This is a genomic window from Streptomyces sp. NPDC102274 (assembly GCF_044766385.1).
Lineage (GTDB): Bacteria > Actinomycetota > Actinomycetes > Streptomycetales > Streptomycetaceae > Streptomyces.
In genome coordinates, this window is sequence record NZ_JBIWLW010000010.1 from 46,637 (window position 1) to 69,884 (window position 23,248).

The 23,248-nt window shown below is 70.3% G+C and carries 24 protein-coding genes; 9 read left to right on the forward strand and 15 right to left on the reverse strand.

What is annotated here, in order from left to right; translation table 11 throughout:
- Positions 1–174: 174 nt before the first annotated feature.
- Positions 175–852: a hypothetical protein gene (locus ACIRQP_RS16185; RefSeq protein WP_403889571.1), complete on the forward strand. Its 678-nt coding sequence runs from the start codon at positions 175–177 to the stop codon at positions 850–852.
- An 81-nt stretch (positions 853–933) separates the two neighbouring features.
- On the opposite strand, the gene ACIRQP_RS16190 is transcribed toward ACIRQP_RS16185, so the two are convergent.
- The 3 genes from ACIRQP_RS16190 to ACIRQP_RS16200 are packed head-to-tail and all read right to left on the reverse strand — an operon-like array spanning position 934 to position 3,302.
- Entirely contained in the window at positions 934–1,455 is a 522-nt protein-coding gene (locus ACIRQP_RS16190; protein WP_403889574.1) for a hypothetical protein, read from the reverse strand.
- A gap of 57 nt (positions 1,456–1,512) precedes the next feature.
- The gene (locus tag ACIRQP_RS16195; protein ID WP_403889578.1) at positions 1,513–2,040 is read right to left on the reverse strand and encodes a GNAT family N-acetyltransferase; all 528 of its coding nucleotides are present in this window, start codon (positions 2,038–2,040) and stop codon (positions 1,513–1,515) included.
- Positions 2,037–3,302 carry an XRE family transcriptional regulator gene (locus tag ACIRQP_RS16200; protein ID WP_403889581.1) on the reverse strand — a complete coding sequence of 422 codons (1,266 nt, stop codon included), beginning with the start codon at positions 3,300–3,302 and terminating at the stop codon, positions 2,037–2,039. The genes ACIRQP_RS16195 and ACIRQP_RS16200 overlap by 4 nt, the downstream gene beginning before the upstream one ends.
- Before the next feature lie 229 nt (positions 3,303–3,531).
- On the opposite strand from ACIRQP_RS16200, the gene ACIRQP_RS16205 reads away from it, so the two are divergent.
- Positions 3,532–3,951 carry an ATP-binding protein gene (locus ACIRQP_RS16205; RefSeq protein WP_403889584.1) on the forward strand — a complete coding sequence of 140 codons (420 nt, stop codon included), beginning with the start codon at positions 3,532–3,534 and terminating at the stop codon, positions 3,949–3,951.
- Positions 3,948–4,145 carry a hypothetical protein gene (locus tag ACIRQP_RS16210; RefSeq protein WP_403889587.1) on the forward strand — a complete coding sequence of 66 codons (198 nt, stop codon included), beginning with the start codon at positions 3,948–3,950 and terminating at the stop codon, positions 4,143–4,145. Before ACIRQP_RS16205 ends, ACIRQP_RS16210 begins: the two co-directional genes overlap by 4 nt.
- A 339-nt stretch (positions 4,146–4,484) precedes the next feature.
- Here ACIRQP_RS16210 and ACIRQP_RS16215 read toward each other — a convergent pair whose 3' ends face one another.
- From ACIRQP_RS16215 to ACIRQP_RS16240, 6 genes are all read right to left on the reverse strand, one after another.
- Positions 4,485–5,045 carry an HPP family protein gene (locus tag ACIRQP_RS16215; RefSeq protein WP_403889590.1) on the reverse strand — a complete coding sequence of 187 codons (561 nt, stop codon included), beginning with the start codon at positions 5,043–5,045 and terminating at the stop codon, positions 4,485–4,487.
- 436 nt (positions 5,046–5,481) lie between these two features.
- On the reverse strand, positions 5,482–6,939 hold the full coding sequence (locus ACIRQP_RS16220) for a dihydrolipoyl dehydrogenase family protein (RefSeq protein ID WP_403889593.1): 1,458 nt from the start codon (positions 6,937–6,939) through the stop codon (positions 5,482–5,484).
- Positions 6,940–6,993: 54 nt separating this feature from the next.
- Entirely contained in the window at positions 6,994–7,119 is a 126-nt protein-coding gene (locus ACIRQP_RS16225) for a hypothetical protein (RefSeq protein ID WP_403889596.1), read from the reverse strand.
- Positions 7,120–7,243: 124 nt separating this feature from the next.
- A complete protein-coding gene (locus ACIRQP_RS16230; protein ID WP_403889599.1) occupies positions 7,244–7,615 on the reverse strand; it encodes a hypothetical protein in 372 nt (123 codons plus the stop codon).
- A 37-nt stretch (positions 7,616–7,652) separates the two neighbouring features.
- Positions 7,653–9,425, reverse strand: coding sequence for a serine/threonine protein kinase (locus ACIRQP_RS16235; RefSeq protein WP_403889602.1), 1,773 nt, complete (start codon positions 9,423–9,425; stop codon positions 7,653–7,655).
- A 103-nt stretch (positions 9,426–9,528) separates the two neighbouring features.
- Positions 9,529–10,581 carry an endonuclease/exonuclease/phosphatase family protein gene (locus tag ACIRQP_RS16240; RefSeq protein ID WP_403889605.1) on the reverse strand — a complete coding sequence of 351 codons (1,053 nt, stop codon included), beginning with the start codon at positions 10,579–10,581 and terminating at the stop codon, positions 9,529–9,531.
- 304 nt (positions 10,582–10,885) lie between these two features.
- Between ACIRQP_RS16240 and ACIRQP_RS16245 the strand changes: the two genes are divergently transcribed.
- On the forward strand, positions 10,886–11,617 hold the full coding sequence (locus ACIRQP_RS16245; RefSeq protein WP_403889608.1) for a 2OG-Fe(II) oxygenase: 732 nt from the start codon (positions 10,886–10,888) through the stop codon (positions 11,615–11,617).
- A 218-nt stretch (positions 11,618–11,835) separates the two neighbouring features.
- On the opposite strand, the gene ACIRQP_RS16250 is transcribed toward ACIRQP_RS16245, so the two are convergent.
- Complete coding sequence (locus ACIRQP_RS16250) at positions 11,836–12,861, reverse strand: LLM class flavin-dependent oxidoreductase (RefSeq protein ID WP_403889611.1); 1,026 nt, start codon at positions 12,859–12,861, stop codon at positions 11,836–11,838.
- A 136-nt stretch (positions 12,862–12,997) separates the two neighbouring features.
- Between ACIRQP_RS16250 and ACIRQP_RS16255 the strand changes: the two genes are divergently transcribed.
- Positions 12,998–13,165 carry a hypothetical protein gene (locus ACIRQP_RS16255; protein ID WP_403889614.1) on the forward strand — a complete coding sequence of 56 codons (168 nt, stop codon included), beginning with the start codon at positions 12,998–13,000 and terminating at the stop codon, positions 13,163–13,165.
- A 248-nt stretch (positions 13,166–13,413) separates the two neighbouring features.
- Here the strand turns inward: ACIRQP_RS16255 and ACIRQP_RS16260 are convergent, their stop codons facing one another.
- Entirely contained in the window at positions 13,414–13,941 is a 528-nt protein-coding gene (locus tag ACIRQP_RS16260) for a DUF4142 domain-containing protein (protein WP_403889617.1), read from the reverse strand.
- A gap of 412 nt (positions 13,942–14,353) precedes the next feature.
- Between ACIRQP_RS16260 and ACIRQP_RS16265 the strand changes: the two genes are divergently transcribed.
- Together ACIRQP_RS16265 and ACIRQP_RS16270 are read left to right on the forward strand one after the other, a co-directional pair.
- Entirely contained in the window at positions 14,354–15,100 is a 747-nt protein-coding gene (locus tag ACIRQP_RS16265; protein ID WP_403889620.1) for an SDR family oxidoreductase, read from the forward strand.
- Positions 15,101–15,210: 110 nt separating this feature from the next.
- Positions 15,211–16,104 (forward strand): SDR family NAD(P)-dependent oxidoreductase, encoded by an 894-nt coding sequence (locus tag ACIRQP_RS16270; protein WP_403889623.1) that lies wholly within the window; start codon positions 15,211–15,213, stop codon positions 16,102–16,104.
- Positions 16,105–16,158: 54 nt separating this feature from the next.
- Here the strand turns inward: ACIRQP_RS16270 and ACIRQP_RS16275 are convergent, their stop codons facing one another.
- From ACIRQP_RS16275 to ACIRQP_RS16285, 3 genes are all read right to left on the reverse strand, one after another.
- Positions 16,159–16,911, reverse strand: coding sequence for an SDR family NAD(P)-dependent oxidoreductase (locus tag ACIRQP_RS16275; RefSeq protein WP_403889625.1), 753 nt, complete (start codon positions 16,909–16,911; stop codon positions 16,159–16,161).
- Between the two features lie 97 nt (positions 16,912–17,008).
- The gene (locus ACIRQP_RS16280; RefSeq protein ID WP_403889628.1) at positions 17,009–17,440 is read right to left on the reverse strand and encodes an Rrf2 family transcriptional regulator; all 432 of its coding nucleotides are present in this window, start codon (positions 17,438–17,440) and stop codon (positions 17,009–17,011) included.
- Positions 17,441–17,593: 153 nt separating this feature from the next.
- Positions 17,594–17,800, reverse strand: a complete 207-nt coding sequence (locus ACIRQP_RS16285; RefSeq protein ID WP_403889631.1) for a hypothetical protein — start codon at positions 17,798–17,800, stop codon at positions 17,594–17,596.
- 215 nt (positions 17,801–18,015) lie between these two features.
- Here ACIRQP_RS16285 and ACIRQP_RS16290 point away from each other — a divergent pair, with 215 nt between their 5' ends.
- On the forward strand, positions 18,016–19,491 hold the full coding sequence (locus tag ACIRQP_RS16290; protein ID WP_403889634.1) for a short-chain fatty acid transporter: 1,476 nt from the start codon (positions 18,016–18,018) through the stop codon (positions 19,489–19,491).
- A gap of 55 nt (positions 19,492–19,546) precedes the next feature.
- Here the strand turns inward: ACIRQP_RS16290 and ACIRQP_RS16295 are convergent, their stop codons facing one another.
- A complete protein-coding gene (locus ACIRQP_RS16295) occupies positions 19,547–20,521 on the reverse strand; it encodes a hypothetical protein (RefSeq protein ID WP_403889637.1) in 975 nt (324 codons plus the stop codon).
- A 632-nt stretch (positions 20,522–21,153) separates the two neighbouring features.
- Between ACIRQP_RS16295 and ACIRQP_RS16300 the strand changes: the two genes are divergently transcribed.
- On the forward strand, positions 21,154–23,193 hold the full coding sequence (locus ACIRQP_RS16300; RefSeq protein WP_403890032.1) for an ATP-binding protein: 2,040 nt from the start codon (positions 21,154–21,156) through the stop codon (positions 23,191–23,193).
- The last annotated feature ends 55 nt before the right edge of the window (positions 23,194–23,248 follow it).

Below are 23,248 nucleotides of genomic sequence, written 5' to 3' on the forward strand. Positions count from 1 at the left end.
CTTGAACAGGTATCGCCGCAGGTCAGGCCACTACCTGTTCAACCTGTTCAGCCCTGTTCGGAACAGCCGGGACCCTACCTGTTCAACCTGTTCACACTCCGTAGGAGTGAACAGGTGAACAGGTCCCACGAACCCCGATCCGACACAAGATCACAGACACCGAAAGGCAAGATCATGACGACGTTCGATGGGTACCCGGCCGAAGCTACGGCCGATGGGTGGAAGCCCCGGCCGACGTGCACCGCCAAGACCAAGCGCGGCCCCTGCAAGAACTCCCCGATCAAGGGCGGCTCGGTCTGCCGCTTTCACGGGGGCAGCGCCCCGCAGGTACTTGCGGCGGCTGCGGAGCGGCAGGCGGACGACCGGCGCCGGGCGGCCCTCACTGAGTGGGGCACCACCTTCGGGGAGATCGGCCCGGCCGAGGACCCTGCGGTGGTGATGTCCCGGCTCATCCGGCAGGCGTCCGGGCATGTGGCGTGGCTGCTTGAGCGGGTCCGGGAGACGGAGGCGGACGCCCTGGTGTGGGGACTGACCTCCGAGGTGCACCGGGAGGGCGGGGAGTTCCCCGGCGTCGACACCACGTACGCCGCCGACGTGAACGGGTGGGTGCGCCTCTACGGGGAAGAGCGGGACCGCCTGGTCCGGATGGTCGCCGTGGCGTCCCGCATGGGCGTGGACGAGCGCCTGGTCCACATCGCGGAGATCCAGACGAAGATCATGTTCGAGGCGATGAACCGAGCGCTGGACGCCCTGGAGCTGACGGCCGTTCAGCGAGCGCGCGTGCCGGACGTGATGGCTGGTCTGCTCCGTGGCATGGCCGTGGAGGGGGCGCCGGAGTTGCCTGCCGAGTGACCCCGGACGTAAGGAAGCCGCAGCCGGTCAGAGCTGCGGCTTTCTGCCGTTTACACGCGAGCCGGCGTCCTGCCAATCCGACTAGCTGCGCGCCGGGTCCGCGTCCGTCTGGAGTGCCTTGCGCCCCGCCGCCACGAACTCCTTCATCGCTGTACGGGCTTCGGCCATGAAGTCGCCGCTGATCCGAACAGGGCGACCGTCATCGTCAACCAGCCCGGAAAGGTCCGCGCTGTAAGCGGTCGCATGCAGGTCCGAGAGTGCTTTGATCACCTTGTTCGCCGCCTCACTCACTGCTTGCGGCCCTTCCAGGTCCACTTCGGCAAGCAGATGCATCAGGGCTGGGAAGCGCTCGTCAAGCGCAAGGCAGAGGGGTCCGAGGCTAACCTCTCCCGTGTCCTCATCTACGAGATCCAGTACGGCGGTAACCGCTCCTCGGCAGGCAGTCAGGAAGTCGCTGTAGACCTTCCGCCTCGGCTCGCGAAGCGCCAGCTTCGCGTTGCTCCTGATCTGGACCTTCGACTGTCGGTAGGTGAGACACGCGCCCAACGACGCTACGGCGCCCGTGATCCCGGCGCCAAGCACCGCTGCAAGTCCTGAGTCCATGCGTGCATGATGTTCGATCGCCGCAACGCCCCGGGCCCCGGGTCCGGGAACGAGGCGTCAGGACAGTGGGAGATCCACGAGCATCACGGCGTACACCGGGGAGTCCGGGAACGGCTGGTCCTTCCCGACCCTCCGGTATCCCCACGACTCGTACAGGGCTTCCACCTTCGGGTGCGTCACGTCCACCAGCAGGACGGCCAGGTCTTCGTCTCGGGCGTCCATGAGCGCCCGGTGAAGGCGCTCGGCCGCGCCCGTCTTCCGCCACTGCTCGCGGACCATCAGCTCCGAGAAGTGGAACGTGCGGCCCTTCTCCGGCGCCGGGTCCAGGTGCTCCCGCCACCACTCGCGGCCCTCCGCGCCAGGGGCGCCGTACGCGAAGCCCACCACGTCGGCGCCGTCGTACGCGATCACGCAGGAGAAGCCGGGGTTGCCTCCCCAGTGATCCACGAACCAGGGGAACTTCTGCCGGAAGTCGTCGTCCGCCATCCGGTCGGCGTGCACATCCGCGTGCACGTCGATCAACGTCTGTCGGATCTCCGACAGGTCGTCGTGGCTGTAGTGGCGCAGCTCCAAGGCGGAGGTCATCGGGCCTGGCTCCATTCTGATCGGTAACGGTCTTCCCACTCTCGCGCAGTGCTGGAGGTGGGCGCCAGAGTGATCAAGTCACGGAGGAAGTCTCCGAGGTAGGACCGCATCCGGCCTGGCAGGGGGTTGCCGGTCATGAGCGCGAATACCTGATCCGCCGTGGCGCACGCCTGGTCCACGTCCCGCTGGTGAAGCTGCGTCAGGGCGAGTTGCAGGGTGGCCAGCGCCCGGTTCCGCCGGAACTGCTTCGGGATGGCGGCCAGGGCCCGGTGGGAGGCCGCCTCCGCGCCCGCAGAGTCCCCGATGTCGTCCCGGACGATGGCGGTGATGGCCAGTAGCTCCGCAGGGCCGTAGAACGCCACCCACGACGGTCGGGACTCCTCCAGGGACGCCTTCGCCAGAGCGTCTTCCGCGTGCCCCAGTGACCGCAGGGCGCCCCGGCGGTCCCCGACCACCGAATGTCCGACGGCTGTCCGTGCGTGCGCCAGGGAGGCGAACAGGGGATCGCGCCGTGTGATGGCCGTCGCCTGCGCGGCCTGGCCCGCGTCCACGGCTTGCGAGAACTCCCCGCGATGGACGGCGAGCATGGCGTGGCTGTTCCACACGCGCAGCTCCGCCACAGGGTCCTTGCCCATGCCCGCGAGGTAGAGGGCGCGGTTCAGGTGGGTCAGCGCTCGGTCACTCTGGCGGGCGTCCACGGCCGACCACGCCGCCGACGCGGTGTAGTTCGCGGCCACGCTGAAGAGGCGCTGCCGGATGCGTTGGGAGGCCGCGCGCCTCTGGAGGTCTAGGGCCTCCGCAGCACCCACGAGCGCGGCCCGCTCCAGGGCCTCATGCCCGCCTCTGGAGGCGTCCAGGGCTGTCAGGGCGTCCAGGCCGCTGCGGAGGCGGATCACGTCGGTTGTGCCGACCGCGTGCGGCCTGGCGGCGATCAGGGGCACGACGGCGGCAGTTGTACCGGTGGCGGCGGTGAGGAAGTTCCTGCGGTGCACAGGGTCCTCCGTCCTGGTAGGGCTAGGTCTGCCCGCTGGGGGTGTGAAGCCGAGTTCCCCGGCGGTACAGCCGAATACTGCCTCCAGTGCTTCGCGCTGCCGAGGGTGGGGCCAGCGGGTCTTTCCGGTCAGCCAGTGGCGAACCGTGCGATCACTGACCGTGCCCTCCCTGCCGACGGACCGAAGGTAATCGTTCACCGACTCCGCCAACTCGGTCTGGGTCAGCCCTGCTTCTTTGAGCGCGTCCGCCAGGTGCCTGTTCTCCTCCACGTCTTCAAGGTAGCGAGGTAGCAGGGTCGTGGCGGCGGAGCAGCGCCGAAATTTCCGGTTGCCCGCGATGCACGGCGGCCTGACATTTCCTCACGGGCAGTCACAAGGCGTCGTTGACTGAGTGACAGGCCGCCACCGGAAAGGACAGCGCGGTGGCAGGTCAGAGAGGCCCGCCCCTGGCCCCCGTCGGGGGCGGGCTGTGCCTCCCGCTCACCTACGAGGGGTCCTGATGACCGTGACCACCACCTCCAGGCCCACCGGGCACCCCGGCTACAGCGAGACCCTGCCGCGCGAGCCGGAGAGCGCCGCGACGGCCCGGCGCCTCGTGCGCACCGCCTGCGCCGCCTGGGAGCTGGAGGAGCTGACCGAGGACGGCGCGCTGATCGTCTCCGAGCTGGTGGCCAACGCCGTCCAGCACGCCCGGCGGGAGTCCATCCGGGTCGTCATCGACCGCCCCGGAGGGGCGTGCGTGCGCATCGGCGTCGTGGACTTCTCGAAGGTGCTCCCGGAGCCCAAGGTCCCGGACGACGACGAAGAAGGCGGGCGCGGCCTCGCGCTCGTAGCGGAGCTGGCTGATCACTGGGGAACCGAACCGCTGCCGTGGGGCAAGCGGGTGTGGGCAGAACTGCGCGGGAAGGAACACGGATGAGCAGCGAACGAACGCCCTGGGTGGGCGACCTGATCCATGACGAGGACGCCGACCGGCGCGGGATCGTGACGAACGTACTGGGAGGCGCCGTGTGGGAGTTGCGGCCGGAACTCGGTCCGGGCCGCTGGACCTCCGAGCATCCCGAGCGGTTGACCGTGGTGACGCCACGAGAGCGGATGGGGGATCGGCTGTAGAGACGCGGGAAGCCCCGCCCGGCAAGGGGCGGGGCTTCGTCGTCTCACGTCCGTCTCACACAGATCTCACGGACTGTACGGACCGACGCGGAATTTGTGGCGCTGACCTGGACGTTTCTGCACTCCCTGGATCTCACGGACCCCCCTGGACAGTGTTTCGTTCACTGGGGGTCAAGGGGTCGCAGGTTCAAATCCTGTCGTCCCGACTTGTGTTTTCACAGGTCGTAGGCGGTATCGGAGAAATCCGATACCGCCTTTTCGGTTGTTCTGGGGACCAGTTGGGGACCAGTCGGTCCAGCGGCGGTGTCCGGGGTGGTGTCCGGGGGGCTGGACGGCGAGTCACCACCAGGAAGTGGGATACACCTGTCGCCGCAGACGGGAGGAGACCAGCTGCACCAGGACGAGCAGGGCCGCGCCGACGGCCAGCAGGGTCACGAAGCGGGTGGCAGGCGGATCGGTGAGCATGATCATGACGGCGGTTGCCATGGCCGGCGGGTGGGCCACCTTGAGTACGAGCCCGAGGCCGCAGGCCGCGCCGCAGGCCACGGCGGCGGCCCAGGGCCCGTGCCAGCCGAGGGCGAGGACCGCGAAACAGACGAGACAGGACAGCAGGTGTCCGCCCAGGACATGGCGGGGCTGCGCGAGTGGGGAGCCGGGAGTCGCCGTGACGATCGCCGCCGTAGCCGCGAGCGGCGGTATCAGCACCGTCTGGTGCATGAGCGTCCCGACGGCCACCAGGACGGTCAGCGCGACCGATGTGGTGACGGCCGCCGACGCGACCGTACGCCGGGGCGGCCTGGGCTCGGCGACTCTCCACCATCGGGTACGAGGCTTCTTCGCGGGGCGGGCGGGGCGGGTGTCGTCCTCGGTTTCCCGTATCTCGGACCGGCTGTGCGTCATGAATACGACGTCCCCGACCCGGTGGCGGGCCGACGTCTACCTGGGGCGTGTTTCAGAAGTCCCGTCTGCACCGCCCTGCGCGCGGGCGACGCTACTTCTGAAACACGCCCCAGTGCCGCGCTCGCCCGGCAGGCGCTGGGTGGGGTAGCGCGGTGCGTCCGCGCCGGACGGAGGGCGGGTATGGTCTCCGCACCGCCGAGCGGGACGTACGTTTTCTGGGCGCGCGAAATCAGCACAGGACTCCTCAGGGGCGCCCCCCACTCCCGGCTCACGGCGGCTCGTCGTCCGGCAAAGTCGGGGAACGCCCCGACATCCTGCCGTGATGGATCACCGGCCGTCCAAGACTGCTTCTCGATCGGTTGATCGACGCCGCCGATCAAACGGCCGCGGGCCGCGGCCTCTCCGCACTGCCCCCGCGGGCATGCGCGGGTGCGTGCTATCCCGGGTACGCCTTGAGCATGAACAGCCAGATTTCGCTGACGGTGGGGAAGCAGGCGACGGCGTGCCGCAGGCGTTTGAGGGGGACCTCGCCCGCGACGGCGACGGTGGCGGAGTGCAGGAGTTCGCTGATGCCGGGGCCGACGAAGGTCACCCCGAGGAGGGTTTCGCGGTCGAGGTCGACGACCATGCGGGCTTGGCCTTGATAGCCGTCGGCGTACAGGTTCGCCCCCTGGGCCTGGGCGAAGTCGACATCGACCACGGTGATGCGATAGCCGGCCTCGGTGGCCTGTTCGGCGGACAGGCCCACCGCCGCGGCTTCGGGGTCGGTGAAGAAGACCTGGGGTACGGCGTGCTGGTCGGCGGTGGTGGCGTGGTCGCCCCAGAGACCGTTGTCGAGCGGCAGCCCCTTGGCGCGGGCACTGATCGCGTCACCCGCCGTCCGCGCCTGGTACTTGCCCTGGTGGGTCAGCAGCGCGCGGTGGTTGACGTCACCGAGGGCGTACAGCCAGGTGCCCTCCACCCCTCGGACCAGACAGGTCTCATCGACATCGAGCCAGGATCCGGGGGCCAGACCCACGGTTTCCAGGCCGATGTCGTCGGTGCGCGGCGCCCGCCCGGTGGCGAACATGACCTCATCGGCCTCCAGGTGTGTTCCGTCGTCGAGGGTCAGGGTGACGGGGCGGGCCGGGTCGGGGCGGCGCAGTGCGGTCACCGAGACGCCGACGCGTACGTCCACGCCCGCCTCAGTGAGTCCCCGGGTGACCAGATCACCGACGAAGGGCTCCATCCGGGGCAGGAGCGGGCGGCGGGCCAGCAGGGTGACCCGGCTGCCGAGGCCCTGCCACAGGGTCGCCATCTCGACGCCCACTCCGCCGCCGCCGACGATGGTGAGGCGGCCGGGCACGTGGCTGGAGTCGGTGCCCTCGCGGTTGGTCCAGGGGTGGGCTTCGTCGATGCCCGGTACGACGGGCAGCGCGGGCCGGCTGCCGGTGGCCACCGCGACCGCGTGCCGGGCGGTGAGGGTGCGACGGCCGCCGGAGGACGTGACGCTTACCCGGCGTGGGCCGTCGATCCGGCCCTGCCCGCGGAACAGGTCGGCACCGATGGACTTGACCCAGCCGGCCTGCCCGGAGTCGTCCCAGTCGGTCACGTAGTGATCGCGTCGCGCGAAGACCCGGGCGGTGTCGAGTGGCCCGGTGACCGCTTGGCGGGCACCGTCCACCCTGCGCGTGTCCGAGACCGTGATGACCGGCCGCAGCAGAGCCTTACTGGGCACGCAGGCCCAATACGAGCACTCTCCGCCGACCAGTTCACGCTCGACCACGGCGACGCTCAGACCTCCCGCGCGCGCGTGCTCGGCGGCGTTCTGGCCGACCGGACCGGCCCCGAGCACGATCACGTCGAAGGTGTCTTCCGCAGTGGTTTCCGAAGGGTTTTCGGGTGAAGTATTCATAGTTTCATCGTTCCTCGGATCAGGGCGATCCGCGCGGCTCGCGGTCGGCGGCGGTCACGCTCCGTACCCGCTTCGGAACGCGAGGTCGGCGGCGGTAAGGCCCTCGACCGCCATGCCCAGCTGGGTGCCTTCGGCCACGCGGCGGCTGATCTCCTGCCGCGGGGTGACCGAACCAACCACGGCACCGTTTCCTCGGCACGGGGACCGGACTCGAAAGGGCCGGTCCCCATGGCTTGCCGCTGAGCCCTTCCCGCCTTGACCGCGGGTGGTGTGTGGCCGGCTGGTGTTCGTCGAACGGTGCTGGTCAGACAATCTCGCCGACGCAGGCCCCGTGGGCGCCGCAGGAGTAGCAGGTGTACCGCATGCACCCGGTGCACAGCCCGATGTTCTCCAGCCGGTATCTGTCCCCACAGCTCTCACAGAAGGCACGCTCACGCAGCATGGCCGCCCAGCCGTCGCCGCCACCGATGGAGTCGTACGAGGCGGCGACATACTCCGCCCACGTGAGGTCGTGGTCGGTCCAGTGCCTCAGATGCCAGGAGTACACCGCGAAGAACGCCTTGCCGGTCACCAGATGGTCGCGGCCACGACCGTCGCGGATCCACACCTCGGCGAGCTGCTTGAGCCGCTCCTCGATGGGCAGGCCGCAGTCGAGAACCACGTGGTTGATCTTCACCACCGCATTATGCCGTCGGACACTTCCTCGTCGCTGCTCATGCGTGGAAGCCGTTGCACACGATGGACGTGTACTTCGTGGGTCCGCCTTCGACGTGGTAGAGCACCACGGTCCAGTCCCCCCGGTCGTCGCCGACCGGGATCGCGTCGACGGTCCGGTCGCCGAAGTGGGCCCGGAAGTCGTCGGGATAGGTGAGCTTGATGGTTCCGCCCGACGACCACTGGGAGTAGAGGTCGATGGGTTTGCTGGTGAAACCGATGCCCTTCCCCTCCGACTTGAGGGGGCGTCCGGTGGTGCGGTCGGTCTCGTGCGGAGGCCGTATCCCGACGGACACGTAGTACGGCGCGGGTCGCTTTCCCTCCCCCGCGGTCTTGGGGCGCAGCTCCACGGAGGCGGTGTCCGAGCCGGTGGTGTGCGAGACGGAGGACCGCAGGTCCATCGGTGGCAAGGAGTCGGCGAGGCTCGCCAGGTCGCAGGAGCCGATGCCCTGGGCGGCCTGTGCCGGATCGTCCGACAGGGTCCAGCGGTCCTGCGAGACACGGTCGTTGACGATGTGGTCCGGCGGGCGTCCCGCCGGGCCCGTGGTGGCCGGCCGGGACGCGGCGGATCCGGTCGTGGGCGCGGCTTCGGAGCCCTCGCCGTCCTCCTTGGGGAACAGCCGGACCGCGAGCGGCACGAGGAGCGCCACCACGCATACGGCGAGCCAGGCCCCGCGACGTCTCGGCCGGGCGGGAGGCGGCCGGTGATCCGGGTCGTCGTACGGTGTGGTGTCGGAGTATGCCCAGAACGCGGTCCCCGCCGTCCGCGCGGGAGCGCGATTCACCGGGCCGCGATCCGCGGGCGGTGCGGGCGGTGCCGACATGACCGGCGTGACGGTTCCCGGTTCCCGCTCCGACGCCACGTGCGCACCGGACGAGGACGGTGGGCTGTGCACGTGCCCGGACGGGGGTACGGGGTCGGTATCACGGGCCACCGAGCGGTAATGGGCATCGGCGGCCAGCGCCGAGTCCACCGCGCATCCGGCGATCACGGCGGCCAGTCCGGGCCGCTCCGCCGGGTCCTTGGCGACACACTGCCGGATCAGCGCGGCCAGATCGTCTCGTACGCCCGTCAGGTCGATGTCCTCGTGCACGGCCCGGTAGCTCACCGCCGCGGCGTCGCCGGCACCGTACGGGGGCCGGCCGGTCGCCGTGTAGGCGATCGTCGCTCCCAGCGCGAAGACGTCCGCCGCCGGGCCGGCCTCGTTACGCATGACGACCTCGGGCGCGGTGTATCCGGGTGTCCCGGGGGCGATTCCGTCCCGGGTGAGAATCGTCTGCTCAAGTCCCCGGGCGATGCCGAAGTCGATCAGTTGCGGCCCTTGCGGCGCAAGGATGACATTCTGCGGTTTCAGGTCCCGGTGTGTGACCCCGTGGACATGGACCGCGGCCAGCCCCTCGGCGAGCGCGGCGAGCAGCCGCAGAGCACTCTCGGGCGGGAACGGGCCGCTCGCGCCCACGGCGTCGCGCAGCGTGGGTCCCGGTACGTACTCGGTGGCCAGCCAGTACGGGGATGTATCGAGCGACGCCTCGATCAACTGGGCGGTGTAGGCGCTGCGTACGGCTTCCACGGTCGCGGCTTCCCGCCGGAACCGGGCCAGCGCCTCAGGGTGATCGCTGATCTCGTCGCGGATCACCTTCACGGCCACCAGCCGTCCGCCGGGCGAACGGCCGAGGTACACCTGTCCCATGCCGCCCGCACCGAGCCGGGCGAGAATCCGCCACGCGCCTATTCGCTCGGGATCCTGAAGTCGCAGCTCATCCACCGGCATGACTTTGCCACACGCCGGCATCCGGCGGACCACGAAGGACGCACAAGTGCCCAGAGCCTCGGGAGCGGCAGCCGCCGGGCGACGCCGCGTTGAGACCACGCCTTCAGTCCAGTGTGATCCGGGCGGCGATCGGCAGGTGGTCGCTGCCGGTGGCGGGCAGGGTGTGGATATGGCCGACCGTTCCGGAGCGGGCCATGACCTGGTCGATCCTGGCCAGCGGGAAGGCGGCGGGGAAGCTGAAGGCGAAGCCCCGTTCCGCCACGTTCATCCGTGAGGTCAGCGGGGCCAGCCCACGGTCGTCGACCGTGCTGTTGAGGTCGCCCATCAGGATCACCGCTTTCAGCTCCTCGGCGGCGACAGCCTGGCCCAGCAGGCGGGCGCTCTCGTCGCGCCAGGAGGACGCGAGGCCGCCCGCCCCGACGCGGACCGAGGGCAGGTGCGCGACGTACGCGACGATCTCGCCGTGCGGCGTGCGGACCACGGTCCGCAGCCCGCGACTCCAGGTCTCCGTGATCCCCTGCGGCTTGATGTCCAACAACCGGGTGCCGGTCAGGGGATGCTTCGACCAGAGTCCGACGGTGCCCAGGACCGTGTGGTGCGGGTAGTCCGGGGCGAGGGTCGTCTCGTAGACCGTCAGCGCGGGGGGCAGCAGTTCCTCCAGCGCGATGAGATCGGGCCCGGCGTCAGCCAGGGAGCGCGCGGTGCCCGCCGGGTCGGTGTTCTCGTCGCTGACGTTGTGCTGCACCACGACCAGGTCGTGCGCGCCGGATGTCGCCCCGGAGTCGGCCCCGGGCAGGAGCAGTCCGCCGAAGAGGTACGTCCAGGCAGCCGCCGGCAGCAGCAGGGCCACCAGTGCGGTGGCGGAACGACGCAGCAGCGCCAGGCCGAGCAGCACCACGCCCGCCAGGCCTAGCCATGGCAGGAACGTCTCCAGCAAACTGCCCAGGCGGCCGACGGAGTTGGGCACGGCCCGGTGGAACACCAGCAGCCCGGCCGTCAGCGCGGCGAGCGCGGCGAGTACCCGCCCCCGCGTCCAGGCCGACCGGCCCCCGGCGTCCCCCCGCGCGTCCGCACCCGGAGCCCACCGCCGCGCCCATCGGAGCGGCGCCCTCACCGTCGACGTCGCACCTCTGTCCGCCTGTGCCCGCACCACCATGGCCTCCCATCCAGCTGCCCCTGCCCCCCCAGGACGAGTCACCGGGTGAATCAGTTCTGTCTTCCGCGAGCTCGCAGTGTGACGTCCGAATACCGCCGGCACGCACTGCCGCCCGCACGCAGTATGGAGGGTACGTGCGGGGCGGCAGCGGTGCGTTGACCGGCTGCGCCGGCGGCCCACAGCGCGAGCGGGAGCCGCTGGACCCCGCACACGTCCACCCGGCCGCATGAGCGGCCCCATCGGTCCGCGGGGCCTCGCGCACGACGGCGCAAGACCCCTCGACGTCCATCGCCCGGAGGGCACCATGATCGACACCACCCACCCCGAGCCCACGCTCACCACGCGGGTCGACGCGGCGGACTGGGAGAGGCTCGCCGACGAGGTCAACGAGTACGGCAGCACGCTGACCGGCAGGCTGCTCACACCTGACGAGTGCGCCGCGATCGTCGCCTGGTACGACGACGCCGAGCGGTTCCGTACCACCGTCGACATGGCCCGCCACCGCTTCGGCTCCGGGCAGTACCGCTACTTCACCCACGAACTGCCGGACCCCGTACGGGAGGTGCGGGAGGCGTTCTATCCGCGCCTGCTGCCCGTCGCCCGCGACTGGGCCGCCAAACTCGGCAGGCCGTCCCCGTGGCCGGACACCCTGGAGGAGTGGCTCGCGCTCTGTCATGAAGCCGGCCAGACCAAGTCCGCGCAGATCCTGCTGAGGTACGGCGCCGGGGACTGGAACGCCCTGCACCGCGATGTGTTCGGCGAGGCCGTCTTCCCCCTCCAGGTCGTCATCGGCCTGGACGTGCCCGGAGTCGACTACAGCGGCGGCGAGTTCATCATGACCGAGCAGCGCCCGCGTGCCCAGTCCCGCGGATCGTCCACAACACTGCCCCAGGGCCACGGGCTGATCTTCACCACCCGCGACCGGCCCGTCGCCTCCAGGCGCGGCTGGTCCACCGGCCCCATGCGGCACGGGGTGAGCACCGTCCGCTCCGGCCGACGGCACACCCTCGGCCTCGTCTTCCACGACGCGAAATGACGGCCCGGACCGCTGACCGGCGTGCGTACACGGCGTGCGTACACGGCGTACGTACACACTGCACGGCCCGGACAACAAGCCGTATCGGAGCAGTACCCCGGGCACGCTCGGGCGGACACCGGCGCGGAAGGCTGTACGGGCGCGTGAAAAGCCACCCCGCGAGAGTCGGAAGAGCGGCACGTCACGCAGGCTGACGGCCGCCATGCCGGACGGTGCGATCAGGGCGCAGACCGCGTCGCGCCGGTCAGCCCCAGCAGCCGGGCCAGCCGGGTGTACGAGTCGAGCAGTGCCTCACGGTCGTAGGTGCTGGTCGTCACCAGGAATTCGTCGGCCTCGCTGCGCGCCAGCAGCTTCTGGAGACCGGCCGCCACCTCGTCCGCCGTACCGTACAGCTGCCCCCGCCACGCCTCCTCGAACAGTACGCGCTCGCGCTCCGTCATGGCGGTGGCGAGAACCGTCTCGACCGGGACCAGTGGCGGGAACTCCCCGTGGGTGCGGGAGTACGCCGTCGACCAGGCCTCCGGGAGCAGCAGCTCGCGAGCCTCCCGCGTGGTCTCCGCGACCGCGACGGTGCCGGACAGGACGACGTACGGCCGCTCGCCCCAGGCGGAGGGGCGGAAATCCTGGCGGTACCCCTCGATGGCCCGCAGCATCGCGTCCTCACCCCGCACGGCGGCGACGACCAGCGGCAGCCCCGCCCGCGCCGCGACCCGCGCGCCCTGCCCGGTGGCCAGAACGAAGACGGGGACCCGCAGCCCCTCGGCGGGGTGGGCGTGGACCTGGGGATGCGCGGTCTGGGTGCCGGTGAAGTATCCGAGGAGTTCGGCGAGCTGCCCCGGGAAGTCGGCCGCGTCCTGTTTGTCCCGGCCGAGTGCCTTGCGTATCCCGTCGGTGAACCCCACCGACCGACCGAGCCCCATGTCGACACGGCCGGGGAAGAGTGATTCCAGCACCCCGAACTGCTCGGCGACGACGAGCGGTTGGTGGTTCGGCAGCATCACACCGCCGGTCCCCACGCGGATCGTCGACGTGGCGGCGGCCACGGCCGCCGCGAGTACGGTCGGAGCCGAGCCGGCGACGCCCGGCACGCTGTGGTGCTCGGAGACCCAGAAGCGGTGATAGCCGAGGGCCTCGATCCGCCGGCCGAACGCCACGCTGTCGCGCAGCGCCCGCGAACCGTCGGACCCCTCACGGATACGGGAGCGGTCCAGCACGGAGAAGGGAACAGTCGCTGCGATACTCACACCTGGTGCAACAACCGTGCCGTATGAGGATTCCCCGAGGCCGCGGTGCACCCAACTGCCGGGATCGTACGAAATTCCGCCCATGGTGCGGCCCGACCGCTATGTTGGCAGCAATGTTCCACACTTGGGGGCCGTCATGAGAATGTTCTGGACCGTCCTGGCCATCCTCTTCGCAGCCCTCACCGTCGGATCCCTCGGATCACTGAACGAGGAAACCGGCACGTCGATCGGGTTCGGCGACATCTCCCTTGCCGTGGTGCTCGCCACGCTGGCCTGGGCCAGCTGGAAGACCGCCCGACGATGAGGCACCGGCCGGCGGGACGTCGGCCCGGCCGGGGTGACCGCCGCGGCCGGGGTGACCGACGCGGCTGACCGCGGGGCGGTCGGCCAGGCTTCTCCGCCCGATCAGCATCCGACAGCGGTCACCGACCGGAGGAAGGGCCGCAGGGCAGTTGTCAACTGCCCTGCGGCCCCTGCCGCCTGTCGCGGCCGGCGGCCAAGTCCCCGAGGCCGCCACCGGTCTCCGTCTGTCCCCGCCGGTTTCCGCGGGGATCAAGACGATGTGATGTGCGCCTCGCAGGCACGGATCAGTTCCAGGTGCTTGGCCACCACGGGGCGCGCCGCCCGTGCGGCCGCCCTGACCTCGGCGTTGCCTCCCGTGGTGACTTCGCGGTCGATCAGGGCCAGCGTCTCCTCGTGGCTCTTGGCCTCGGTGGTCAGCCAGGTGGTGTTGTACGCGCTCGTACCCACCTGGGACTGCAAGGCCGTCATCGACTTCTCCTGCGCGGCGGACGGCGCGGTCGACAGGTTGACGTGCAGTTTGCTCGCCAACGCCTTGACGCCCACGTCCAGCTTCCTATGGTCGCGCACCAGTGTGGCGCCGACCGTCTTCACGCAAGCCGCCGTGGCGTCCTTGCGTGCGCTCTCTCCGGCCGCGATCTCCGCCAGGTTGCCCTGGTGAATCGCCTTCAGGAACGGCGCGTCATCGGTGGCCGCGGCCGCCGCGAACGCGGAAGGCGCGGATATGCCGGCCAGCGCCGCCAGCATCGTGGCAGCGGCTATGCGTCGCACAGCGATCATCTCTCGTTGCTCCCTTCGCCCGGTCTGGGATGCACACAGGTCTGCGCCAGACCGGTCGCTGGACGGGCACCCCAGTCGGTGCCCGGAGCCCATGCATTCCCTGTTTGAACGGGCCGGTCACACAATCACTTCTCAGTCACGCGAATGGCCGTCCACTCACGGCCGTACCCGGAGCGAGCGCGGGATGCGCCCTGTATGCGACGGCGGACAATATCTATAGGTCGACACTTACGCACCACTCCGCGAGGTGTGGTAGGCGCCTCGGGGCTTGGGAGCCCGAAAGGGGGTGTCCGTGACGACGTGTAGGTAGCGACGCTACGGGTTGGGGGGTGCAGTCGCTAACGCCACTGTGTTAGCGTTGTTCTCGCCAGGTTGCGAGCAGCGCTACCAGGTCGAGACAAGGAGCAGTGCCATGACCGAGCAGACCGCTTCACCGCGTCGAGTAGCGATCATCACGGGAGGGTCCCGCGGCATCGGCCGCGAGTGCGCCGAGCGGCTGGCCGCCGACGGAATCGCCGTCGTCCTCAACTACGCGGGCAACAAGACCGAGGCCGAGGCGGCGGTCGCAGCCATCACCGCCGCCGGTGGGCAGGCGATGGCCTTCCGCGCCGACGTGGCCGACGAGTCGGCCGTAGCGGCGCTCTTCGACGCGGCGGAGGACGCGTACGGCGGGATCGACGTGGTCGTGCACGCGGCGGGCGTCATGACGCTGGCGCCGCTGGCCGAGATCGACCTGGACGCCCTGGACCGTATGCACCGCACGAACATCCGCGGGACGTTCGTCGTGGGTCAGCAGGCCGCGCGCAGGCTCAGGGACGGCGGGGCGATCATCAACTTCTCCAGCTCCGTCCTGGCGCTGGCACTCCCCGGCTACAGTGGCTACGCCGCCACCAAGGGCGCGGTCGAGGCCATCACGCTGATCGTCGCCCGTGAGCTGCGCGGCCGGGACATCACCGTCAACGCCGTGGCCCCCGGACCGACCGCCACCGCCCTGTTCCTGGACGGCAAGGACGAGCAGACCATCGCGAAGATGGCCGGCCAGGCACCGCTGGAACGGCTGGGCACCCCGGAGGACATCGCCGAGGTCGTCGCCTTCCTCGCGGGTCCCGCTCGCTGGGTCAACGGACAGGTGCTGCGTGCCAACGGCGGCATCGTCTGACGCGCCTCGCGCCGTCCCGCCCCGTTACCTCTCCCCTTTCCCCTCTCTTCTCTCCCCTCTGCGCAGCACATCAGTCGCGGGCCGCACCACATCAGCTGAGGAGTTCTGTCATGGGTAAGACCATCGTGATCACGGGCGCCGGTTCCGGTTTCGGAGCGCTGGCCGCCCGCGCCCTTGCCCAGGCCGGCCACACCGTTTATGCCGCGATGCGGGACACGACCGGCCGCAACGCGGGCCGGGTCGCCGACGCCCATGCATACGCGGCCGAGCAACGGGTCGACCTGCGCACCGTAGAACTCGACGTGCTCTCCCAGGAGTCCGTCGACGCCGCGGTCAACACCACTCTGGCGGAGGCCGGTTCGCTCGACGTGGTGATCCACAACGCCGGCCATATGGTGACCGGCCCCACCGAGGCATTCACCCCCGAGGAACTGGTGGCCGTCTACGACACGAATGTGCTGGGAACCCAGCGCGTCAACCGGGCGGTGCTGCCCCATCTCCGCGCCCAGGGACACGGATTGGTCCTCTGGATCGGCTCCACGTCCACACGCGGCGGCACGCCGCCGTATCTCGCGCCGTACTTCGCCGCGAAGGCGGCCATGGACTCCCTCGCCGTCTCCTACGCCGCCGAACTGGCCCGCTTCAACATCGAGACCTCCATCGTCGTGCCGGGTTCCTTCACCTCGGGCACCAACCACTTCGCCACCGGGGGCCATCCCTCCGAGCAGACCGTCGTGCCCGCCTACGAGGCCCGCTACGCCGGCCTGATGGACCAGGTCTCCGAGCGCCTGGCCGCGCTCGCCCCGGCGGGCACGGATGTGTCCCAGGTGGCCGACGCCATCGTCGAGGTGGTCGACGCGCCGCACGGCAGCCGTCCCTTCCGGGTCCATGTCGACCCCGCGAACGACGGTTCCGAAGAAGTCAGCGAGGTCGCCGACCGGATCCGCGCCGAATTCCTCACCCGCATAGGTCTGGACGACCTTCTGGCCCCTCACACGCCCTAAGGGCTGTCACACCATGTCTCCTCTCCCCGCGCCGTCCGAGCGGGGGCGGGACGGTCAGATCTGGGCGAGGCCGCCGTCGACGAAGAGTTCCGCGCCGGTGGTGAAGGAGCTCTGGTCCGAGGCGAGGAAGAGGGCCATGGCGGCGACCTCGTCCGGGCGGCCGATCCGGCCCAGCGGGATCTGGGCCGTGAAAGTGTCCTTGAGCTTCTGCCGGGCCTGGGCGTTGTCGCCCGCCAGGCCCTCGATGCCGGGGGTCTCGATCGGCCCCGGGGAGATGGCGTTGACCCGGATCCGGCGGCCGGCGAGCTCCGCGGCCCAGGAGCGGGCGAGGTTGCGGATGGCGGCCTTGGTGGCGCTGTAGACGCTCATCGCCTCGATACCGAGCGAGGCGTTGGTGGAGGAGAGCACGATCACGGACGCGCCGTCGGGCAGCAGCGGCAGGGCCTTCTGCACGGTGAAGATCAGCCCCTTGACGTTGATGTCGAAGGTGGAGGTGTAGTGCTCCTCGGTGATCTTCCCGAGCCGTGCGAATCCGCCGCCGCCCGCGTTGGCGACGACGACGTCCAGCCGTCCGCTGCGGGTCTCGATCGTCTCGAAGAGGGTGTCGAGATCCCGCAGGTTCGACACATCGCTCCGCAAGCCGACGGCCCGCTCCCCGATGGCTTCGACCGCGGCGTCCAGTTCGGGCTTGCGCCGTCCGGTCAGATAGACGGTGGCGCCTTCCTCGGCGAACCGGCGTGCGATGGCGAACCCGATGCCCGTCGAGCCGCCGGTCACGAGGGTCACCTTGTTCTCCAGCTGTCCCATGACATCCGTCCCTGAGGTAATGAGATTTGTTGCATTAAAGAGGGTGAAGAGCGACGTGTGCGTACATCCGCGATGCGACGCGCCGGAAGCGCCTGTCCTAGCGGACGGCCAGCACGTTCTGGAGGACGTCGGCCAGCGTCGTGCGGGCCAGTTCGCCGCGCAGGACGACATCGACTCCGTCGTACACGCTCTGCATCGTCGGCCGGATCCCGAAGCCCACCGGACAGTCCAGGTTGGGTTCGGCGCGGTGCATGGCGAACAGGGGGCTGGGCTCCACGGCGTCGTAGACGTCCAGCAGGGTGATGGCTTCGAGTCCGCGTGTCAGATTCCAGCCCGCTCCCGCGCCGCGCCGCGATTCGACGATCCCGGCCTCGCGCAGCTCTCCGAGCAGGCGCCGGATGACCACGGGGTTGGTGTTCACGCTTCCCGCGATCTGCTCCGAGGTCGCGATCTCGTGCCCTTGGCGCCGGTGGAGTTCTATCCAGGTCAGCGCATGGGCCGCGATCGTCAGCCTGCTGTTCGCGCTCACTCGTTCGTGACCTCCCGTCACCTCCCATGCCGTGCGCATCCCCTCCAGTCGCAACGGTAAATGTTACGACGGGTGCCGTCAATCGCCGATCCGGACAGGACCTGGCCGAGCGGCGCCTCACCCCACGCCGCGACGCCCGGCGGAAACATCGCGTCAGGCCAGATGAGTCCGGACGCCGGCCTCCCGGAGGGCCCGGAGGGTCCCCGGGCCGTTCGGATGGGTCCCCGCGTCCTCGGCGCCCGTGTCGGAGCCCTGCACCGACCGCAGGGTCAGGTCAAGACGGTTGGCGACACCCATACCCCCTTTCGCACACGCCATGGTGCGAACGCACACCTCGATGTGCGTTCGTTCTGTGTTCATCAGTGGGGCAGTTCCTTCATGGACCTTCGGAAGTCGTGCGGCCACATGATGTGGCCGCACGCTATGTGGATCGCCTCCCTTGTCTTGCGGCCAGGAGCGGCCCAAGATCCTCGGCACAGCACACCTGGACGCGCGGACCTCTGGACCCCTGGCGCCATGGCCCTGGGTTTCCCGGGACCGCGGCAGCCACAGGACGCCCGACAGGAGGACACACGATGACCACAGCGCCCCCGCGGGAGCCGGCCCCACAGACCGGCAGGGAGCCCTGGCCGGCGCGCATGGCGCTGCGCTTCACCGCGTTCTCCGAGAGATGGTTGCCCGACGCGCTGGGCTTCGTGCTGGTGGGCACGTTCGCGGTCTTCGCGCTCGGCCTCGTGACCGGCGAGGACCTGTTCGGCGTCCCGTCGGATCCCGCGGCGACGACCGGGTACGGACTGGTGGACGCGTGGGGCCAGGGCTTCTGGTCCCTGATCACCTTCACGCTCCAGATGGCGATGATCATTATCGCCGGGTACGCGGTCGCGGTCTCACCACCGGTCGGCCGGCTGATAGGCTGGCTCGTGCGGGTGCCCCGTACGCCCCGGGGAGCCATCGCGTACACCGCGGCCGTCGCGATGGTGACGTCCTATCTGAACTGGGCCTTCAGCCTGATCTTCACGGCGATCCTCGCCCAGGAGATCGCCCGCAGGGTCTCGGGCGTCGACTACCGGGCGCTGGGCGCGATGGCCTTCCTCGGTCTCGGCACCGTATGGGCCCAGGGCCTGTCCGGGTCCGCGGCGCTCCAGGTGGCCAGCGACGTGTCGAGCCCGCCCGCCGTGCAGAAGGTCATCGAGGAGGGGCGCGGCAGCGGTCTCATCCCCCTCACGGACACCATCTTCCTCTGGCAGGGCATGGTGGCCACGGCGATCGTGTTCGTCGTCGCCGTCGGTACGGCCTGGTTCCTGTCGCCGTCGCCGGAGCGCGCGAAGACCGCCGGACAGATGGGCGTCGAGCTGGGTCCCAGCGTGGCGAACGAGCGTGCGGAGCTGCGCCGCGGCAGGCCGGGGGAGTGGATCGAGTACAGCCCCGTCTTCGCGATCCTGCTGTTCGCGCTCGGAGTGTGGTACCTGGCACGGCACTTCGCCCGCGCGGAGGGCGGCGCGCTCAACGCCCTGGACCTGAACACCGTCAACCTCATCCTCATCCTGCTGGCGCTCATCCTGCACTGGCGCCCGGTGCGGCTCGCGCAGGCGGTCAAGGAGGGGACGCCGGCGGCTTCGGGCGTACTGCTCCAATTCCCGCTGTACGGCGGGATCTTCGGGATGATCGCCTTCACCGGACTGAGCAAGACCATCGCCGGCTGGCTGGTGTCGGTGTCGAACGAGATCTTCTACCCGGCCTTCATCGCCATCTACAGCTGTGTGCTCGGCGTCTTCGTCCCCAGCGGCGGCAGCAAGTGGGTCATCGAGGCGCCCTACGTCCTGGACGCGGCCAACCAACTCCATGTGAACCAGGGCTGGGTGGTCGTGGTGTACGACCTCGGCGAGGCGAGCGCCAACCTGCTCCAGCCGTTCTGGATGCTGCCCACGCTGACGATCCTCGGACTCAAGGCACGCGACATCATGGGCTACACCTTCGCCATGTTCCTGGTGTGCTTCCCGGTCGTGCTGATCGTCGTCACCCTGTTCGCCCGCACGCTCCCCTTCCCCTGAGCGCCGGCGCCCATGAGCGCGGGCGCCCGGCGATACCGGCGGGCGTGCGACGGCGTCAGGTCCTGAACCCGGCGTGCACATGGTCGTGATGGGTGTTGTCGGAGAAGAACTGACCGGGCCCGCCCCCGGAGAGCTGGACCGGTCCGCCGACGTTGTACGAGCCGGCCGCCGCCGCGTCCCGCATGAACGACTCGACCAGCCGGCGCGAGGTGGCCGGATCGACGACCTTGTGTCCGTCGATCTGCCAGACGTCGAACGCCCGGCCGCGCGGATGGTCACTGGGCCGGCTGGTGCCGAACACGTCCAGCGGATGCCCGGAGCGCACCACGCTGACGTACATCCGGTACGTACCGGCCAGCCTCAACAGGGCCTGCAACACGCTCGGACGCACCTTCCCGCTGCGGATGTCCGCCTCGGCGGCGGGAGGCAGCCGGATCCGCGACTCGGCCAGTACCCGCCGCGCGGCGTCCGGCAGCGAAGCGGCGGCGGCGCCCGGCCGCGCCGGGTGGAGCGCGGTCACGTCCCAGCGTGGCCGCGCCCGGCTCAGCCGTACGTCGACGGTCGTGCCGCCCGCGTGCCCCGGCGTCCACCGGCGGCACACCACCAGCACGCTGGCCGAGTCCGCCAGGATCCCGCCGTACTGTGCGTCGATGACCTGGAGGGCGGCCTCGGGCGCGCCGGGCAGCAGTGCCCCCGCCTGGTCCACCAGTGACGGCGACACACCGAGGGCGGCCACCCGCTTCTTCGCCGCCGCCGCACCGCCCTGGCCGGGGGCCCAGGCGCCGATCGCCTCCACGACCTGTACGGCACGCAGTTTCACGGCGGGGTCCACATCGTCCCGGTCGGGCCGCCACGGTGTGGTCGCCGGCAACGAGGAGGCCGGCGAGGGCGAACGGGACCCTGAGACGGACCCGGAAGCGGGTCCGGAAGCGGATACGGGTGCGGACGGGGGACCCGAGCACCCTGCCGCTCCCCACAGCAGTCCGCCCGTTCCCACCAGCAGCGCCCGCCGGCCGAGTGGCTGTCCCATGCGGCACCTCGTTCGTCTCCCCGGCTCTCCGTCTGCCCCCAGCCTGCGGGGGCGGGCGCCACCTCGCACGCGGGCCGGGGCGAACGCGGCACCTTCTCCGCCGGACACGGGACCCCGCGACAGGAGGTCGAGGACAGGCCCATAGCGGTCACGCACGCCATGCCGGGGGCCGAGGACCACGCGCCGGTCTTCCGGTCTTCGAGAGTTTCTTCGCCGAGTTCGAGGAGCTTTTCTTCTGGCGGGCACCGGACGGCGGCTCCGTGGCCTATCCTCTGGTAGTGGGGTGCCGACGGAGTCGAGGAGTTCCGCACGACGCTCGTCGAGGAAGCCGGTGTCCCGCTGTTGCCCGCGAGCATCTACCGCTCCGAGTTCACCGCCACGCCCGCCGACCGCTTCCGGATCGGCATCGGGCGCTGCGCGGCCGACGCCGCCGACCGTACCCGTACCCGTACCGCTGACCTCGACCACACTGCTGCCGGCACCGACGCGGTGCCCATTGGATCACCTGAATTGCCCACTCGTGGCGGAACGCGTGGTTGGCTGAATGTTCTGGGCCCAGTCCCGGCCGATTCTGGCCGTTTCCGACCAGGGGTGTAGGCCAGGTACCGCAACAGGTCCAGGATATAGCCGTGGTGGGCAACCTTCCCGTCGTGACGACCAGTTTCGTTGGCCGAAACAGCGAGCTGGGCTGGATCGAACGGGCTCTCGCGGAGCACCAGTTGATCACTCTCACGGGCAGTGGTGGAGTGGGCAAGAGCCGACTGGCGCTGCGTGCTGCCGAGAGGGCGGGCGGCCGGTTCCCGGATGGTGTGTGGTGGGCGGATCTGTCGCCGTTGTACGACGAGAAGCTGTTGCTGGGGACGGTGTGCGATGCCGTCGGGCTGTCGGATCATTCGCTGCGGTCGCCGGTGGAGGCGTTGTGCGAGTGGCTGGCGGGACGACGGTTGCTGCTGGTGCTCGACTGCTGCGAACGGACGGTGACCGAAGTCGGCCATCTGGTAGGGGAGTTGCTGACCGCCGCGCCGGGGCTGACCGTTCTCGCCACGAGCCGGCAGCCGCTCGGGGCGAGGGGTGAGCACTGCCTCGATGTACGGCCGCTGCCCCTGGAGGGCGATGACCAGGCGCTACGGCTCTTCCGCGACCGGGCGGCCCATACCGCGCCCCAGGTGTCCCTGGACGACCCGTGTACGGCGGCGGCCGCGGTCCGGATCTGTCACCGCCTCGAAGGCATCCCCCTGGCCGTCGAACTGGCCTGCGCCCGGCTGGCGGATCACTCCGTCGAATACGTCGCGGACCTGCTGACCACGCGGCTGGATGTGCTGACCGATGACACGGTCTGGCCCCGCCGCCATCGTGCGCTGCGTACGGCGATCGGGTGGAGCCATGAGCTGTGCGCGCCTCTGGAGCGTCTGCTGTGGGCCAGGCTCTCGGTCTTCCGCGGTGACATCGCGGCGCCCGACGCGCGGGCCGTGTGTGCGGGCGGCCCTCTGACTCCCGACGCGGTCAGCACGGCCCTGGCCGGACTCGTCGCCAAATCCGTCCTGCGCCAGGAGGGCGGCGACGGCGGCCGTTGCCGCATGCTGGACACGATCCGCGAATACGGTGCCATGTGGCTGGGCGAACTGGGCGAGGAGAAGCTCCTCGCCGGCCGGCACGCCGCCCACTTCGCCGACCTCGCACGCCGGGCCCACGACGGCTGGCTCGGCCCGGAGCAGGTCGCCTGGTACCGGCGCATCGCCGACACCCACGCCGATCTGTGCGTGGCCATCGACCATCTCCTCGAACACGACCCCGAACAGGGTGTGGAGATGGCGGGCCGCACCGGACTCTTCTGGAGCTGCTGCGGCCATCTCCACCAGGCGCGCAGCAGTCTGGAACGCGCCCTGCGCCTCCACCCAGGCGGAGGACGGCACCGTACCCGCGCCCTCTGGGCCCTCGGCATCACCCTCGCGCTTCAGGGCGACCATGAAGCCGCCCGCCGGGTCGGTGAGGAGTGCAGCGTCTCCGCCTGGCACGACAACGATCCGGAATCCCTGCTCTCCGCGGCCCATGTCGTCGGCTTCAACTGCCTGATGATGGGCCGTCCCCTGGCCGCGCACACCGTCTGCGACCAAGCGCTGCGCAGTCTGCCGGGCGACCCGCTCGACGCCCCGTCGCAGCTGCGCTGCCGGGTGATACGGCTTTTCGCGCTCACCGCGCTCGGCCGCCTCGACGACGCGCGCGAAGAGGCCGCCGGGCTGCAACGGCTCAGTCTGCGGTACGGCGAGCGCTGGGCGCGCGCGTACGCCGATCACCAACTCGCCTTCATACACCTCCTGCAGGGCCGTCCGCGCGATGCCGAGAGCCACGCGCGCGCGATGCTCGCGGGCAAGTACGAGCTGCACGACAGCCTCGGGATCGCTCTCGGTCTCGATCTGCTCGCCGGAGCGATCGCGGTCCAGGGCGACGGCGTGGAGGCGGCGCGCACGTACGGCACGGGACACGCGTACTGGCGCATGATCGGCCATCCTCATCGCGGCACCCCCGAACTCGGCGCGCTCCGCGCGGAGTGGGAACGGCGGGCACGCGAGGCGGCGGGCGACCCCGCCTACGAGAGGGCGTACGACCGGGGTCTGGCCGACGACGCCAGGAGCGGGCTCGTGCGCGCGCTCCAGGGCCATCTGCCGTCGTAGAGACCCGGCGGAGGCCGTCCGGAGGGACCGGCCACGTGATGACGGCCCCTTCGCG

Excerpts from the sequence above, each read along its gene's own strand:
- ACIRQP_RS16185 (WP_403889571.1), top strand. The coding sequence starts at position 175 with ATGACGACGTTCGATGGGTACCCGGCCGAAGCTACGGCCGATGGGTGG.
- ACIRQP_RS16190 (WP_403889574.1), bottom strand. The coding sequence starts at position 1,455 with ATGGACTCAGGACTTGCAGCGGTGCTTGGCGCCGGGATCACGGGCGCC.
- ACIRQP_RS16195 (WP_403889578.1), bottom strand. The coding sequence starts at position 2,040 with ATGACCTCCGCCTTGGAGCTGCGCCACTACAGCCACGACGACCTGTCG.
- ACIRQP_RS16205 (WP_403889584.1), top strand. The coding sequence starts at position 3,532 with ATGACCGTGACCACCACCTCCAGGCCCACCGGGCACCCCGGCTACAGC.
- ACIRQP_RS16210 (WP_403889587.1), top strand. The coding sequence starts at position 3,948 with ATGAGCAGCGAACGAACGCCCTGGGTGGGCGACCTGATCCATGACGAG.
- ACIRQP_RS16215 (WP_403889590.1), bottom strand. The coding sequence starts at position 5,045 with ATGACGCACAGCCGGTCCGAGATACGGGAAACCGAGGACGACACCCGC.
- ACIRQP_RS16220 (WP_403889593.1), bottom strand. The coding sequence starts at position 6,939 with ATGAATACTTCACCCGAAAACCCTTCGGAAACCACTGCGGAAGACACC.
- ACIRQP_RS16235 (WP_403889602.1), bottom strand. The coding sequence starts at position 9,425 with ATGCCGGTGGATGAGCTGCGACTTCAGGATCCCGAGCGAATAGGCGCG.
- ACIRQP_RS16240 (WP_403889605.1), bottom strand. The coding sequence starts at position 10,581 with ATGGTGGTGCGGGCACAGGCGGACAGAGGTGCGACGTCGACGGTGAGG.
- ACIRQP_RS16245 (WP_403889608.1), top strand. The coding sequence starts at position 10,886 with ATGATCGACACCACCCACCCCGAGCCCACGCTCACCACGCGGGTCGAC.
- ACIRQP_RS16255 (WP_403889614.1), top strand. The coding sequence starts at position 12,998 with ATGAGAATGTTCTGGACCGTCCTGGCCATCCTCTTCGCAGCCCTCACC.
- ACIRQP_RS16260 (WP_403889617.1), bottom strand. The coding sequence starts at position 13,941 with ATGATCGCTGTGCGACGCATAGCCGCTGCCACGATGCTGGCGGCGCTG.
- ACIRQP_RS16265 (WP_403889620.1), top strand. The coding sequence starts at position 14,354 with ATGACCGAGCAGACCGCTTCACCGCGTCGAGTAGCGATCATCACGGGA.
- ACIRQP_RS16270 (WP_403889623.1), top strand. The coding sequence starts at position 15,211 with ATGGGTAAGACCATCGTGATCACGGGCGCCGGTTCCGGTTTCGGAGCG.
- ACIRQP_RS16275 (WP_403889625.1), bottom strand. The coding sequence starts at position 16,911 with ATGGGACAGCTGGAGAACAAGGTGACCCTCGTGACCGGCGGCTCGACG.
- ACIRQP_RS16285 (WP_403889631.1), bottom strand. The coding sequence starts at position 17,800 with ATGAACACAGAACGAACGCACATCGAGGTGTGCGTTCGCACCATGGCG.
- ACIRQP_RS16290 (WP_403889634.1), top strand. The coding sequence starts at position 18,016 with ATGACCACAGCGCCCCCGCGGGAGCCGGCCCCACAGACCGGCAGGGAG.
- ACIRQP_RS16295 (WP_403889637.1), bottom strand. The coding sequence starts at position 20,521 with ATGGGACAGCCACTCGGCCGGCGGGCGCTGCTGGTGGGAACGGGCGGA.